The organism is Raineyella sp., from assembly GCF_034933565.1.
Taxonomy (GTDB): Bacteria; Actinomycetota; Actinomycetes; order Propionibacteriales; family Propionibacteriaceae; genus Raineyella.
In genome coordinates this window covers 58707-73116 of record NZ_JAYFNG010000003.1, presented here as the reverse complement: position 1 = coordinate 73116, position 14410 = coordinate 58707, and the positions used below count along the sequence as shown (strand labels likewise).

The window sequence follows — 14410 nt, the reverse complement described above, 5'->3', positions numbered from 1 at the left end:
ACGACACGAGGACCCCGGAGAACCGCAGCCCGGCAGCGCCAGCCGGCCCTTCACCATGCCCCCACACCACACCGACCACCGGCGGGGACGACGACATCGCATGACCTCGCCTCACCGACACTCATGAAAGACCGGGGCTAGTGTCGAAGCACGCCTGCTGGTGAGGGAGTGGCTTGAGGGGCCGCCGGATGTTGACGGTCACGGACTAGGTGGAGTTCTCAACAGGACTCAAGGCCGGACAAACGATCCTGGCGTCTCCGCCCGTTGTAGGCTCATCACCAGGCAAGTCACCACTATTGATGCGTGGCAGACTCACCACGAGGACTCTCCTCGGTTACCAACCGCCGGGAAGCCACCCGGCTGGCCTAGCGGGTTGCCGAGAGAAGCGCCAGTTCCTGGGACACCGGGTGTGACGCCGCCCTGACTTCCCTCTCTTCTACGAAGAGTCTGTTTTGAGGCGTTCCATAATTCGCCGAAGACCTACGCAAGCGACATGGAGAAGATTTCATTCCAGTCATTGGTGAGGTTCTCGAATCGCTGGCGCACTCACGCCTCATGCGGCATCATCAAGTCCTGACGACGAATGTGGCGGTTGGTCGCGCCACCCGGCAGGAGGAAAAATGACAGTGGAGTTCACCTACGACAGACTGGCCGAGGCATGCTCGCCCGGTGGCGCAAGCGTCCTGACCGCTGTGACCGAGCTTGCCCCTGCGGCAGGTCCACACGCTGCGGTGGCTCCCGCTCGTTACGTGTCGGGCAATCAGGCCACCTATGCGTTCGAGACGCGGTATATCGACGATGCGCCCTCGGCTGTGGTCCTCATCGACTCCAAGCCGAGCCAGCTGAACAGGGTCGAGCAAGCACTGGCTGACGCGATCCGGGACCAGGACCCGATCCTTGTTCGCACGCCCCGTATAGTCGTCCACTATCCCGAGCGTGATCTTGCTGATTTTGAAGCACCGCACCGCGCCTTCGACGGCCACATCCGTGCTGCGATGGTTGACGGCAAGTCGGTGACCCAGCATCCCAGATATCGAGCAGCTCGCGATGCCACCCCGGGGGATGCCCGGGCGCTCCTCACCCTGAGTCCGGTCAGTCTGGTGTTGGGCGCCTGGGACTCCACTCGACGCTCAAACCAGGGTCGTTATCGTTCCGCGTTGGTCGGTGAGATCATCGGCGTCCTGGCCGATCAGAGTGGCAACGGCACTGCGGTGCCGAAGAGAGGCGGTGCCCGGCGGGACGAGATCGCGCCGAGTGTCCGGGTGAGTCCCGACGACCTCGACGCTCTGGTCACTGCCCAGGAAGCCGAGCTGAGCCCCAAGAACGTCGAGGCTTTGCGCAAGGCCGCAGAAAAGGCCCGGAAGGGAAAACAGGGAACCGTCTCGGCGGCGGCGCTGGGGCTGGGATCCATTCCTCCTTCGCTGGACACCCTCGGTCTTGTCGCGTGTCGACGCATCATCCGATCCCACGTGCTGTCATTCAGCGCACTGCGTCAACTCCGTTTCGGCGGCCCGCTCGAGGCTGACGTGGCTTGCCGCACCTTGCTGGCCGCGCTCGCTCTCGCGGCCCTGGCCCGCGCGAACGAGGAGCTACTTCTTCGCGCCAACTGCGACTTGGTTGAGGTCTCTGCCCCGGAATTCAAGCTCGACCTCCGTAACGGCCGGGCCGAGACCATCGAGCCCCTCGATCGTGGCCGGTCCGATGCTCTCCTCACGAGAGCTATCGACCGGGCGATCGACGTGGCGGGGATCGACTGGACCGGGCAGGTCTTCGAAGTTGTGGGGAACCCAATCGTCCACGGCGGCACCATTGCTGAGGAAGAGGACGAATGACGTGCCTGCACTGACGATCACAGCGCGATTTCCGCTCGGAATTTTTCTCGGGCATGCCGCAGATGGTGTGAGTCGCGACCACTTCCCCACGACGAAGCGGCTTCATGGTGCGCTCATGCAGTCGGCCGGTAAAGGAGGCAGCGCGGTGGTGAAGGAGGGCGACCTTCGGCCCTCCGAAGATTCACTCGCCGCGCTTGAATGGCTGGAGAACAAATCACCGGACGCAATCCAGCATCCGGAGCACTGTTCCGTTCATCGTGGGATGGAGATTGCGGCCTATCGCGCCGAAGGAACATTTGACGGGACCGGCGGGAAGGCCTCGCTGCGCGACAAGAAAGCCCGCAAGCGAATCGCCAGTGGTGAGGCAGTCGCGGGGGCCTTCGGCTGGCAATGGGATGACGTCCCCGAAACAGTCCGTGACGTCGTGACCAGACTGTGCGAGGACGTGGTCTGCTTGGGAGAGGGAGAGAGCCCTGTCGTGCTGTCCACCGAGATCCCACTGGTGTCCCCGCTTCGTCAGGTCGCCGGCGCGGGGCAGTTCACCCAGAGGGGCATTTCGGTGCAATCTCCGGGCCCGGGGTTCGTCCGTAGCCTTGAGGATGCGTACGACACGGCGAACCCGCGGAAGCGCCCTTCCATGGCCGCCGATGGATTCAGCGGATCGCAGCGGCCAGCGCCTTCCCCCGTCCCGGACACACCCGTCAGGAACATCTACTACGCGATGCCCGCTCCGGCGACCGCCACGGCTCCTTGGACCCGAGCCATCGTGCTTCCGGTCCGTCAGCGCGTCGAGCAGCATGCTCGCGTCCCGTGGTGCGTGACGTTCCACCGGATGCTCGCACAGCGCCTGGGGGACGACGCACCGCCGGTGATCACCGGCAGCTATGCCTCAGGCCTCGTTCCTCCCGCGAATCGAGTAGCCATCCACCTGCTCGATCAGTCCGTGCTCCGGCTCACAGCCGAGGCCCACCGCCTCGTGGACACTCCCTCTGCCTTTGTGGTGCTACTGCCGAACGGGATGTCTCCTACAGATTCAGCCGCTTTGTGGAGCGCGCTGAGTGACCACCTACGGATCTACCGTCGCGAAGGCGTCCTGGAGACGGACGGGAGGGCTCTGGTGTCCGGCGAGGCCTTCTGGACCGAGCCCGGAGCCGACGTGGTGCGATCCTGGGTCGCCGTGCCGGCGCTGGTGGCCGAAACACGCCGGCAGCCGACTGATGAACGCGGCGCATGGACCCTGTCCGATGCGGCCTTGCTGTCCTTGGGATTCGTCTTCCGGGATCGTGCAGGTGTCCATCATCGAGGGACGCGTGGATACCGCGAGTTGACTGACTGGGTCCGCCAGCAGGGGACCAAGGTCCTGGAGACCCACATCGTCCCGGATTCGGATGTCGCCGCCTACGCCCACAAGCTGCCCAAGGGATTGGTCACACAGGCCTATCGGGCGCGACTGGACCTGGGGAGACTGGCGTCGGAGACCGCAGTGCTCGCAGCAGGCCAGTCCCGCCACGTGGGCGGCGGGCTCCTGGTCCCTGTCGACCTCCCCTCGGACATTGAGGGGGCCTGGCCCCGATGACGCTGACGACAGGTGACTTCGCAGCTTTCTTCGCCGCCATCAACGGAGACGACGAATCCGACACCATGTCCGGCCCCACGCCCTTCTCATGGCAGCAGAGGCTGCTCGATCACATGGTCTCATCAGGGGCATGGCCGGACAGGATCGCGGCACCCACGGGGTCAGGTAAATCCCACGTGGTGGACACCCATATCTTCGCGACGGCGCTATCGGCCTGCGGAGCAGCTCCTCGGCTCCCCCGTCGGCTGGCGGTCGTCGTGGACAGACGGGCACTTGTCGACAGCCAGGTGCTCCGCGCCCAGAAGATCAACAGCCTCTTGTTGACCAGCGACAACGACGTCGTGAAAGAGGTCGCACGACTCCTGCGCACACTCCGTACCACCAAGGACCGAGATGAGTCATCGGCAGAACCGGTCGTCGTGGCCGAGCTTCGTGGCGGACTTGCCCCTGACTCCCATTGGCTGGACGACCCCTCCGTCTGTGCCGTCATCGGAGCGACACCCGATATGTGGGGCAGCCGCCTGCTGATGCGCGGGTACGGCTCCAGACCGTACGCCCGCCCACGCGAGGCGGGCCTCCTGGCGTACGACTCCGTGATGGTCCTGGACGAGGCACATCTGAACGCCCAACTGCTCAGGACCGCGAGACGTGTCGGCGAGCTGGCGGCGCAGTTCGAGGCGGACCTGGGCCTCCCCCCTCTGCAAGTGGTGGAAACGACTGCGACCCCGGACACCGGGGACCCGGCGACCACCTGTGTGGCGGTGGAGCCGGACGATCTGGACCGTCCCGAGGACAGAGCTCTGGCTCGACGGTTGCTTCGTCCCAAGCCGTTGACCATGGTGGAGTCGCCGGCATGGCCATCCAGGACACCCGCACCCCAGACCCACATCGTGACGATCGCGGATCAGGCTCGGATGCTGCGCCAGGGGCTCGGCAAGGGTGGCCGCACGGTGGGATGCGTCGTCAACCACGTCGACACAGCAGTGCGAGTCACACGAGAGCTCTCTCGCCATGGTCTGGCCACTGACTGTTGGGTCGGTCGGCGACGACCGATGGACATTGCGAAGCTCATGCGTGAGCATCCGGGGCTGTTCGACCCGACGGAGCCACAGACGCTCGACGTGCTCGTCGCAACCCAGACCGTTGAAGTGGGCCTGGACATTGATTTCGGCGGCCTGGTCACGGAGCTGGCGCCCGGTCCGGCACTGGCCCAAAGGGCGGGCCGGGTGAACCGCAAGGGAATGGATGACTCGGCACGCATTGTCGTGGTCGGGCCGCCATCCGACGCCGAGATCCGAGAACTTCCGCCGTACCGCAGTAGCGACCTGACTTCCGCACGGACATGGTTGCGCGAGTTGGACAGTGCAGGGCTCACCCCATGGGCAGTCCGGTGCACACCACCGCCTGCGAAGTCGGCCGAACGGCGCTTCATGCGACCCGAGCTCACTGATGCCTGGCGGTGGGCTGCCACCGCGGACGACACTTTCGAGGCCGAGACCCTCTCGCTCTGGCTGCAGGATGATCTCGATGAGGGACAGACCCAGGGCGGACTCGTCCTGCGCCGGCCTCTGCCGAAGAGTGACTCGGAAACGCTGGAACTCCTGCTCGCCACCGAGCCCGACCAGGCCGAGACCTTCCCGGTGCCGTTGTCGCTGTTGCGATCCGTCGTCGATCGCGTCCTGGCTGCCGAGCCCGGAGCTCCGGCACGAGCCTTCCTCTACAGACCACGTCCGCAGGAAGTGAGCGTGACGCAGCTGGACTCCTCGAAGGACCTGCGTCCGGGTGACGTGGTGATCGTGGACGCCGGCCATCCCCTCACCGAGCACGGCGTGGTGACTGCAGAGCCTCCCAGCACCCCCGAGAAGCTCGACACGACTTGGGGAGCCGAAGGGGCCCTGGTGGCGGTTCGTGACGCAGAACTGCCGGACTCCTTGCGATCGTGGCCGGACATTCTCGAGGACCTCGCCGGCCTCGATACGCAGTCCGCCCAACGTGCCTGTGACCTGCGCTGGGCCGAGGAAGTCAAGAGACAGATCACCCTGCCGTCGTCCGCGGGCGAGGTGTCAGAGCTGCCCTGGCTCGTCCTGACTGACATCGGCTCCTTCAACCGCGACGAAGCCGTTCGTCAGGAGTGGACAGTCAGCGGCCGACCGGTGCCCTTGGCGGACCACGGCAATGCGGTCGCCGAGCGAGCTGATCGGCTCGTACGACTCCTGGGGGTCGGAGACCGATTTGCAGTCGCCGTCGTGAACGCAGCCCGGCTGCACGACACCGGGAAGGACGACGAGCGGTTCCAACGGTTCCTGGGACGTCGAGACGAGGAACCGGCGCTGGCGAAGTCATCCGGTCGCACGCCCCAGCAGCTGCGGCGAGGCAAACGCGCGGTGGGCCTCCCAGCTGGGTGGCGACACGAGCTCAGATCTGTCCTGCACGCCGACATGACGACGCAAGGCGATGCTGCAGACCGCGATCTCGTGCTTCGGCTCGTGGGAACGAGCCACGGCTACGGACGCTACAGCACCCCTCAAACAGCAGGCGATCTGCTGCGCCCGAACGACCCTGACGAATGGCATTCGCTGGCACACGAACTGTTCGACTGCGGGGGGTGGGCGGAGATCGTCGGCGCGACGGACCGTGAGCTCGGTGTCTGGGCCTGTGCGTATCTGGAAGCCCTGGTCCGCGCTGCGGACTGCCAAGTCTCCCGGGAGGGTTCGTGAAGATCACACTCGGGGGGTCCCCCGAAGTCGCTCTCTGGCACTTCGCGATGTACGGACTCGGCCTCATCCTCGCCGATCAGGGAGCCCGCCACGTACGGGGCTGGTGGGCCGACGAGGCCGACGCTCGGCCCTGCGTGTCATGGTCCGGACAGATGGACGCAGCGGCCGCGGTCCGGGCCCATGCCCGGACGCATTCGGCGCCGGGCTCGTGGGTGCAACTCACCGTCCCCCACGAGGGAACCGTCACAGGTCTCTTCAGCCCCAGGATCAAACCAGCGCGTTCCGAAGAGTCGTGGGATGCCCTGGAGAAGGCCAGGACACAGGCACTGGACAGTCCTTCCCTTTCCCATCTTGATCGACTTCTGATCGGTGCCCTCGGGGAACCGGCTCACTGGCTCTGCTCCGGGAAGGAAAACCAGCCCGACCGCGGTGCAACTCGATGGGAGATGAAGACACGGAACAGGGGCGAGGAGTTCGTACGTCACCGACTGGCGCCGCTGGCCCGGATCGTCGCGGAACGATCGGACGATCAGATCAGGACCGGCCTGGCCGGCGCATCATCGGATGATGAGCTCGGCAAGAACTCCCCGTCGTCACGTACGGCCACCGGACTCGCGAATCCCGGACCGGTGGACAATGCTGTGGCGTGGTGTGCGTTGTGGGGGATCGGTCTCGTTCCACTGGTGCCCCAGGCTGCACGGATGTCCCAGACCGCCGGAAGCTGGCCCAGGAACAAGGTCCATCCCCGAACGATGGCCCTCCCCGTCTTCACCCGGCCTACCTCGCTCGACATGTGGCGGATGACGTTGGCCTCCAAGGACTTCGACACAGCCGCGTTCCTCGATCCATCCGCAGCGACGACCACCGGCTCCCGGGCGAGGCTCCGTGAGCACGGGGTGGCCGGGATCGTCCGCTTCCCGGTCCGCGTCGGAGGCAGCTCAAGTGCTCCTGAGCGGATGGCCCAGTTCGGGCAGATCGATTCGCTGGCATCGGGATGACTTCTGAGGTGGCTGAAGCCAAGAGCGAGCCGATCCCGATCAGTCTCGTCTGCCACACGGTCTTCTGTCCTCGGCGAGCATGGCTGGAGGCTGCTGGCGAGGTCGTGGACAGCTTTCAGATGGAGTCAGGGTCATCCAGCCACAAGCGCGTTGACGACCCAGCCCAAGGGCGTCCCGGGCAGCGGCGCGCAGTCGATATCCACCATCGTGAACTGGGGCTCGTCGGAAAGTGTGACCTCGTACACAGCGACCCTGATGAGGGTGTCAGGATTGTGGAGTACAAGGCGACTCCCGTACGGCGAACGGCGGCTGTGACCGAGCCCCAAGAAGTTCAGCTCGCGCTTCAACGGATGTGCTTGGAATCGATGGGGGTGGCCGTTCATCGCACCGGTGTTTACTTCACCACTCACGAGACTTACGTCGATGTTCCTTTCGGGCTTGAATCGGATCTTCGGGCGATTCACTACATCGACGAGACGAGAGCGATACTCGCCTCGCGATCCGCACCTCCGCCTCTGGTGAATGACGAGAAATGTCGCTTCTGCTCGCACGCCTCGGTGTGTCTACCAGATGAGATGAACGACAGCCATCCAGCTCGTTCCATCTCAGTGGCCGATCCGAATGCCGAAATCGTACACCTCCTCACCTACGGGAGCCGCGCCCAGATTCGTAGCGGACGGGTGGAGGTGGTCAAGGGGGATGAGCACCTTGCCTCCCTCCCCCTTGAGCGGGTCGCAGGGCTTGTCATACATGGGAACAGCGACGTCTCCAGCGCGCTCATTCGCGAGATGCTCTGGCGCGACGCGACGATTGTGTGGTGCTCAGGCAGCGGCCGAGTAGTAGGGTGGTCCCGTTCCGGCCAATCTCCCCATGGACAGGAACGAGTGACGCAATATTTGCGATCTCATCGAGGGGACCTGGCACTTGCACGCGAGTTCATCACCTGCAAGATCTCAAATCAGGCGACACTTCTACGTAGAAACGGAAGACTCCCTCCTGACAACCTAAAATCCCTTCGATCCATCCAGCGAAAAACACTCACAGCCCATTCTGGACCCGAGCTCTTCGCTCTCGAAGGGGAGGCAGCGGCTCTCTACTTCTCAGCATTCCCAACCATGCTGAAGGGGCAAGCCGGATTGGGATTCGCTGCCGAATGGACAGGTCGAGACGGCCGCCACGCCACCGACCCGTTGAATGCCGCGCTTAACTTCGCGTACGGCCTCCTGGTCAGTGACACCATCCGGTCCATCGCAGCTTGCGGTCTCGATCCCTCCGCAGGGTTCCTGCACTCGAGCTCGCGCAACAAGCCGGCTCTCGCTTTGGACTTGATGGAGGAGTTCCGAGCACCCGTGGCGGACTCTGCAGTGATCACCGCGATCAACAATGGCGCTCTCACGACCGGCATGTTCACCTCATCCTTGGGAGATTGCCGACTCAAGGAATCTGGTCGCAAAGCGATCGTCGGCGCATACGAACGCAGGATACAAACTGTTGGGAAGCATCCTTTATTCGGTTACCAAGTCTCGTGGCAAAGGACAATAGAAGTCCAGGCTCGTATGATCCTTGGCGTCTTGGAAGGAAGCCGCAGCCAATATCAAGGAATCCGTACACGTTGACCAAACAAGATGCCCATCGATTCGTCATCGCGTACGACGTTCCCGACGATCGCAGAAGAAGCACTCTCGCCAAACTCTTGAAATCATACGGCGACAGAGTCCAATACAGCGTCTTCGTGGTCGACTGTGGTCGAGCCGGAATGGTCCGTCTCGTCAATAGGATCCGAAGCGTCGTCAACCTGACTGAGGACTCCGTGCTGATCTGCGACCTCGGGCTGACTCGACTGGTCGGTCCGGGCACTTTCTCCTGCGTCGGGCGCCAACGTCAGCTGACCACAGGGGAGTCCTTTCTCATCTGACTGGACTTTATTCTTGATGACGCACTCCGACTGACCTCGGTTCTCATCGCAAGGGCTGGTCTTTGTGCACGACCGGTCGACCGGTCTCCCTGAAGTGAAGCGCCCCGGTGCGGTGCCAACGGGTGGAAGGAATGGCTTGGTCGAGGAGTAGGCGTTCGAAGGCTTCTCTGGTGATGCGGTAGCCGAGGACAGCTGGGGGTGGTCGGCTGTCGTTGAGTCCTTCGGCAATCGCGTCGAGGTAGAGCTGGTGGCTGGCGACCTCGGTGCCCTTGGGCAGGTACTGATGGATCAGCGCGTCGGCATTCGTCCCGGCCAGCACGCCCCGAATCGTCACGAACCTGCGTGTGCGCTCCACCGGCGTCGCGGCCTCGCTGCGCCTGCCGACCCGATCACCAGATCACTCTCCCAATACCCCGGTGCACGGCGGCCCTCGGCACCGGGCTCACGCGCATCGATGCTCACCATCGCGACGATCGGGGCGCCGCATTACTCGGTGGTTTCGGGCTCCGGTGTCGGGTCCGCTTCAGACCACACCGTCGGGACCCAGCAGCGGGGCACGGAACAGGACGTCGCGCTGTAGTGCGGTCTCGACCAGAGCGGCGTGGAGATGGTCGGCGAACTGGTAGCTAATCACCCGGCGGGGGCGGCCATCGCGGACCCTGCCCAGGTAGGAGCCGCCCCTCGCCCGTCTTCAGACAGGTGATGTCCGAGATCCACACAGCGTTGAGTCGGCCCTGGTCGAAGCGGCCTTCGACCACATCGGGGACGTGACGGACCGCCTTGTCGGTGACGGTCGTGACCGAACGGGGCCAACTTCAAAGCCTATCATCAGTGGTTTGTGGGGGCCGAGTTCCCCGCAAGAAAGACGCCGCCGCCTTCAGAATGGCCACGTCCTCACGCAGCCGGCGGTTCTCCCCCCTCAACCGCCCGATCTCCTCGGCCTCCGCGGTGGTGCCCTCCTCACGCTGGCCGGCATCGACCTCGGCCTGGACCACCCAGCGGCGCACGGTCTCCTTGCCCACCCCCAGCTCCTTGGCCACCGCCAGACAGGCCGCGGCCATCGTCGAGTACCCACGGCGGTGCTCCCTGACCAGGCGAACCGCCCTAGTCCTCAAGTCCGGATCGATCCTCTCCGGCATGGCGCTTATCCTCTCCTGGGCTCAAACTGGAACGGCATCAAACCCAGGGCGCTTCACAGACGACGCCTCTGTCCTGTGATGTCTTATCATCGATAGTGGCCCGTACCTGACTGTTCGTCAAGAGAAATGCCGGATTCAATTTTTCGGCTCGGTTGGCATGCAACTACTCACTACCTCGATCGTCCGTCGATCGTCGGATCTGTCGGCAGAGACCACGAGCATTGACAGGCGCGTCACAAGAAGGGCGGAGGGCGTCGTCTCGACGCCCTCCGCAACTGAGCCTAAGCGTCTCGCATGTCAGGCAACGACCCATCCTCAACGAAGTGGCGAGTGGGACTGAACCATGACAGCACAAACTCCTCCCGCATCACAGCCCTGCTGCATGGGTGGAAGGGGTAGGGGCTGACCGTCCGGCTTGCGACAGCCTTCCTTGCCGACACTCGTCATGGGTGCAGAGGTCCGCTCTCCGCTTGTCGACTCGCAGACTCCCGGCGATCCCGCGCCACGGCCAGCACGGCGACCACCATCACGATCACCGCCGCCAGCACGACGAGGAACGACGGCCCCCACGCCTGCAGGTGATCGTGCACCCACCCCATCACCACCGGTCCGGTGGCGGCCACGGAGTAGCCGATGGTCTGCACCATCGCGGTCAGGCGCCGGTTGTCGTCGACCGTACGGGTACGGCGTACGACGATGACGAACAGCAGGGTGAAGAAGGCCCCCTGCGCCAGGCCGCCGACCAGGCTCCAGACCACCCAGCCGGCCGGAGCGAGCACGATGCCGAGCGGTAGGACGGCCCAGCCGGCACCGACCAGGAGTGCCGTGCGGGTGAGGGACCAGTGCCGGGCGTCGACGAGCCAGGATGTCATGAACGGTCCGACGATGCCGGCGGCCTGGAAGATCGAGGCGCCCACGCCCGCCCGACCGGCACTCAGGCCGCGCAGGTCGATCAGCGCCAGCGGCAGCCAGGAGGTCACCGCGTAGTAGGCCAGGGTGTGGCCGGAGAACGCCGCGGCGAGCAGCCAGGCCAGCGGCCGGCGCGCCAGTGAGGGTCCACGCCCGGCCCGGCGCAGCTGGGCCCGCCCCTGGCGGACGGTCTGCGCCGGCGCGTCCTGCCCCGCCCGCCAGCGGAAGAAGGCTCGCGCGCCGCGTACGCCCGGCGGGTAGACGACCAGCCAGACGAGCAGCGCGACACCGCCGATGATGGCCCCCCACAGCGCCGAGGACCGCTGCCAGCCGACGAGCAGCGCGACCGGGACGGCGGTCGCCGTGGCGAGGGTCACCGCGACGTTGATGGTCGCGGAATAGGCCCCGGTGAGCAGGGCGGCACGGTGTCGGTACTGGCGGCTGATCAGCATCGGCACGCCCAGGTTGCCGACGGTCAGACCGAGCCCGATCAGGACCGTCCCGCCGTACAGCCCGGCGAGCGTGCCGTCGACCCGCAACAGGGAGCCCGCGACGACGGCGACCAGGCCCCAGGCGACGGCGTGGTTGATGCCGAGCCAGTGCACCAGCTGGGACACCAGCGGGGTGAGCAGCCCGAAGCACAGCACCGGGATGCTGGTGAGCAACGCCGCCTGGAACGTGTCGAGGTGCAGCGCCGACTGGAAGTCGGGCAGCAGGGGCGGGACCACCGCCACCGGTGCGCGCAGCACCAGGGCCAGCAACAACAGGGCCGCGACCGGGACCAGGCCCCAGATCCGCGCCCGTATCCGCGACTCCCGACCAGAACCCTCATTTGTCAGCACAAATAGAGTCTATCGGTCCCGAAGGCCGCGAGACGTGGCACCCCAAGACCGGAAACATCCACGACGCCGCCGATGATCACACCGGAAAGCAGGCCTAATTGTCCTTACATTTACCTTCGGAGCGGGTGAAGGTGACGTCCGTTCAGCGCCGCCGGCCCGTCCCGAACAAGGAGCGGGTGATCTCCCGCGCGGCCGATCGGGCGACCTGGCGCACCAGGCTGTTCTCGCTGATCTGCTCGATCAGCGACTTCTCCCGTCGCACCGGGCGTGATCGCTCCGTACGCTCCTGCTCACCGGCACGCTCCGCCTCCCGGGCGCGGTCCTGCTCCCGGGCCGCGCGTTCGGCCTCGCGCTGCGCGGCCTCCTCCGCCTTGACCCGCGCTGCCTCCGCTCTGGCCCGCTGCGCCTCTGCCCTGGCCTGTTCGGTCTGCGCCTTCGCCGCCTCGGCGTCGGCCTTCGCCCTGGCGGCGGCCGCCTGTTCCGCGGCGGCGGCCTCGGCACCGGCCTGCAGCTTGGCGTTCAGCACCTCGTACGCGGACTCGCGGTCGATCGCAGCGCCGTAGCGGGCCTGCAGCGGCGACCCGGCGACCGCGGCCGTCATGGCGTCCGCCTCCAGTGGCTGCATCGACGCCCGGGGCGCGCGCATCCGGGTCCGGGCCACCGGGGTGGGGGCGCCGTCCGGATTGAGCACCGTGACGATCGCCTCGCCGATGCCGAGCTGCTGGAGCCGTTCGGCAAGGTCGTAGTCGGTCTTCGGGTAGGTCGCCACCGCGGCTTTCAGCGCCTTCGCGTCGTTGGGCGTGTGGGCCCGCAGCTGGTGCTGGATCCGCGAGCCGAGCTGGGCGAGGACGTCCTCGGGCACGTCCTTGGGCGACTGGGTGACGAAGAAGACCCCGACACCCTTGGACCGGATGAGTCGTACGGTCTGCTCGATGGCGTCCTGGAAGGCTTTCGAGGCGTCCTCGAAGAGCAGGTGCGCCTCGTCGAAGAAGAAGACGAGCTTGGGTCGGTCGAGGTCGCCGGCCTCGGGCAGGTGCTGGTAGAGATCAGCCAGCAGCCACATCAGGAAGGTGGAGAACAGTGCCGGGCGCTGTGCCAGGTCGGGCAGTTCGAGCAGGGAGATGACGCCCCGGCCGTCCGGGGCGGTGCGCAACAGGTCCTCGGTCTCGAACTCCGGTTCGCCGAAGAACGTGTCCCCGCCCTGCGCCGACAGCGCCGAGAGCTGGCGCTGGATCACCCCGACGGTGGCCTTGGCCAGCCCACCGAGGTCGGCGAGCTCGGGCTTGCCGTCATCGGACACGAGGAACTTCAGCAGTTCGTTGAGGTCCTTGAGGTCGAGCAGCAGCAGGCCGTTGGTGTCGGCGTAGTGGAAGACCAGCGTCAGCGACGACTCCTGGGTGGCGTTGAGGCCGAGCACCTTCGACAGCAGCAGCGGCCCGAACGAGGAGACCGTGGCCCGCAGCGGCACCCCCTGCCCCTGCCCGCCGAGCGCGTAGAACTCCACCGGGCAGGCCGCGGGGACGAAGTCCTGCCCGATCGCGGTCGTCCGCGCGAGCAGCTTCTCGTTCGCGACACCCGGCGCCCCCAGGCCCGACAGGTCGCCCTTGATGTCGGCGGCGAAGACCGGCACGCCGGCCGCGGAGATCTGTTCGGCGATCAGCTGCAGGGTCTTCGTCTTGCCGGTGCCGGTGGCGCCGGCGACCAGGCCGTGGCGGTTCAGCATGCTCAGCGCGAGCCGGATCTTCACGTCGGGCAGCGGCGTCCCCCCGTCGACGAGGACGCCCAGCTCGATGGCGTCACTGTCGAACGTGTAGCCCTTGCGGATGGCCTCGGTGGCGTCGCTCATGGGTGCACCATCCTCGTGTCGGTAGCCCCAGCTGGGCCCATGCGGTCAGGCTAGCGAACGGTCGCCCCGACGGGGCGAGGACGCGGGCAACGGGTGAGGGCCCCGGCGCCGTGCGGCACCGGGGCCCTCACCCGTGTGTGACCTCTGGGGGGATCGTCCTACTGCTGACCTCCTTGCTCCGGCCCCTTGTCCTCGGGCCCCAGGTAGGGCATGCCGGCGGTCGGATCGTTGGCCTGGTCCTTGGTCCGGCGCAGGATGTCGACCCGCGCCTGGTAGTCCTCGGGGCTGATGTCGCCGGCGGCGAGGCGGTTGGCGAGCGTACGCAGCGCCTCGTCCTCGGGGGCCGGCGGGGCGAACGGCCCGTGGTGGTGCCGGACCGGCTGCCCGGGGCCGCCCTCGGGACCCCAGCCGAACAGCGGCGTGCCGCGACGCTCGGCCCGCTTGTAGAGGTAGATGAGGAGGAGCACGAGGAGCAGCGGGCCGAGGAACATGAAGACGCCTCCGAAGATGTGGTAGCCGTAGCCGCGTACAGGGCCCATCATGGGCCCGCCCATGTGGCCCGGGATGTAGAGGGGCAGCAGCGAGGTGAACATGGCTCCAGTCTGCGTCGCCGTCACCCCCGCCACATCGGTCCAC

At 66.1% G+C, this 14410-nt stretch carries 10 protein-coding genes and 1 pseudogene; 6 read left to right on the top strand and 5 right to left on the bottom strand.

Annotation, left to right across the window (positions count from 1 at the left end; all coding sequences use genetic code 11):
- The first annotated feature begins 620 nt into the window (after positions 1-620).
- From cas7u to cas2, 6 genes are read left to right on the top strand one after another with little or no spacing between them, the layout of a single operon-like run.
- Positions 621-1832, top strand: coding sequence for a type I-U CRISPR-associated RAMP protein Csb1/Cas7u (gene cas7u / locus VB059_RS01445; RefSeq protein WP_323420241.1), 1212 nt, complete (start codon positions 621-623; stop codon positions 1830-1832).
- Position 1833: 1 nt separating this feature from the next.
- Positions 1834-3408 (top strand): type I-U CRISPR-associated protein Csb2, encoded by a 1575-nt coding sequence (gene csb2, locus VB059_RS01440; protein ID WP_323420240.1) that lies wholly within the window; start codon positions 1834-1836, stop codon positions 3406-3408.
- Positions 3405-6125 (top strand): type I-U CRISPR-associated helicase/endonuclease Cas3, encoded by a 2721-nt coding sequence (cas3u, locus tag VB059_RS01435; protein WP_323420239.1) that lies wholly within the window; start codon positions 3405-3407, stop codon positions 6123-6125. Before csb2 ends, cas3u begins: the two co-directional genes overlap by 4 nt.
- The gene (locus VB059_RS01430; RefSeq protein ID WP_323420238.1) at positions 6122-7123 is read left to right on the top strand and encodes a hypothetical protein; all 1002 of its coding nucleotides are present in this window, start codon (positions 6122-6124) and stop codon (positions 7121-7123) included. Before cas3u ends, VB059_RS01430 begins: the two co-directional genes overlap by 4 nt.
- An 8-nt stretch (positions 7124-7131) precedes the next feature.
- Positions 7132-8739 carry a CRISPR-associated endonuclease Cas1 gene (gene cas1 / locus VB059_RS01425; protein ID WP_323420237.1) on the top strand — a complete coding sequence of 536 codons (1608 nt, stop codon included), beginning with the start codon at positions 7132-7134 and terminating at the stop codon, positions 8737-8739.
- Positions 8649-9038 (top strand): CRISPR-associated endonuclease Cas2, encoded by a 390-nt coding sequence (gene cas2, locus VB059_RS01420; RefSeq protein ID WP_323420236.1) that lies wholly within the window; start codon positions 8649-8651, stop codon positions 9036-9038. Before cas1 ends, cas2 begins: the two co-directional genes overlap by 91 nt.
- Before the next feature lie 43 nt (positions 9039-9081).
- Here the strand turns inward: cas2 and VB059_RS01415 are convergent, their stop codons facing one another.
- From VB059_RS01415 to VB059_RS01395, 5 genes and pseudogenes are all read right to left on the bottom strand, one after another.
- Complete coding sequence (locus VB059_RS01415; protein ID WP_323420235.1) at positions 9082-9393, bottom strand: hypothetical protein; 312 nt, start codon at positions 9391-9393, stop codon at positions 9082-9084.
- 462 nt (positions 9394-9855) lie between these two features.
- Positions 9856-10177: pseudogene (locus VB059_RS01410) on the bottom strand (transposase); the annotation flags it as partial.
- 443 nt (positions 10178-10620) lie between these two features.
- Positions 10621-11928 (bottom strand): CynX/NimT family MFS transporter, encoded by a 1308-nt coding sequence (locus tag VB059_RS01405; RefSeq protein WP_323420234.1) that lies wholly within the window; start codon positions 11926-11928, stop codon positions 10621-10623.
- Between the two features lie 142 nt (positions 11929-12070).
- The gene (locus VB059_RS01400) at positions 12071-13774 is read right to left on the bottom strand and encodes a helicase HerA-like domain-containing protein (protein WP_323420233.1); all 1704 of its coding nucleotides are present in this window, start codon (positions 13772-13774) and stop codon (positions 12071-12073) included.
- Positions 13775-13932: 158 nt separating this feature from the next.
- Positions 13933-14367 (bottom strand): SHOCT domain-containing protein, encoded by a 435-nt coding sequence (locus VB059_RS01395; RefSeq protein ID WP_323420232.1) that lies wholly within the window; start codon positions 14365-14367, stop codon positions 13933-13935.
- Positions 14368-14410: the final 43 nt, after the last annotated feature.

What these genes read in the sequence shown, in the direction of transcription:
- VB059_RS01400 (WP_323420233.1), bottom strand. Translation starts at nt 13,774, where the DNA reads ATGAGCGACGCCACCGAGGCCATCCGCAAGGGCTACACGTTCGACAGT.
- VB059_RS01395 (WP_323420232.1), bottom strand. Translation starts at nt 14,367, where the DNA reads ATGTTCACCTCGCTGCTGCCCCTCTACATCCCGGGCCACATGGGCGGG.
- cas3u (WP_323420239.1), top strand. Translation starts at nt 3,405, where the DNA reads ATGACGCTGACGACAGGTGACTTCGCAGCTTTCTTCGCCGCCATCAAC.
- cas7u (WP_323420241.1), top strand. Translation starts at nt 621, where the DNA reads ATGACAGTGGAGTTCACCTACGACAGACTGGCCGAGGCATGCTCGCCC.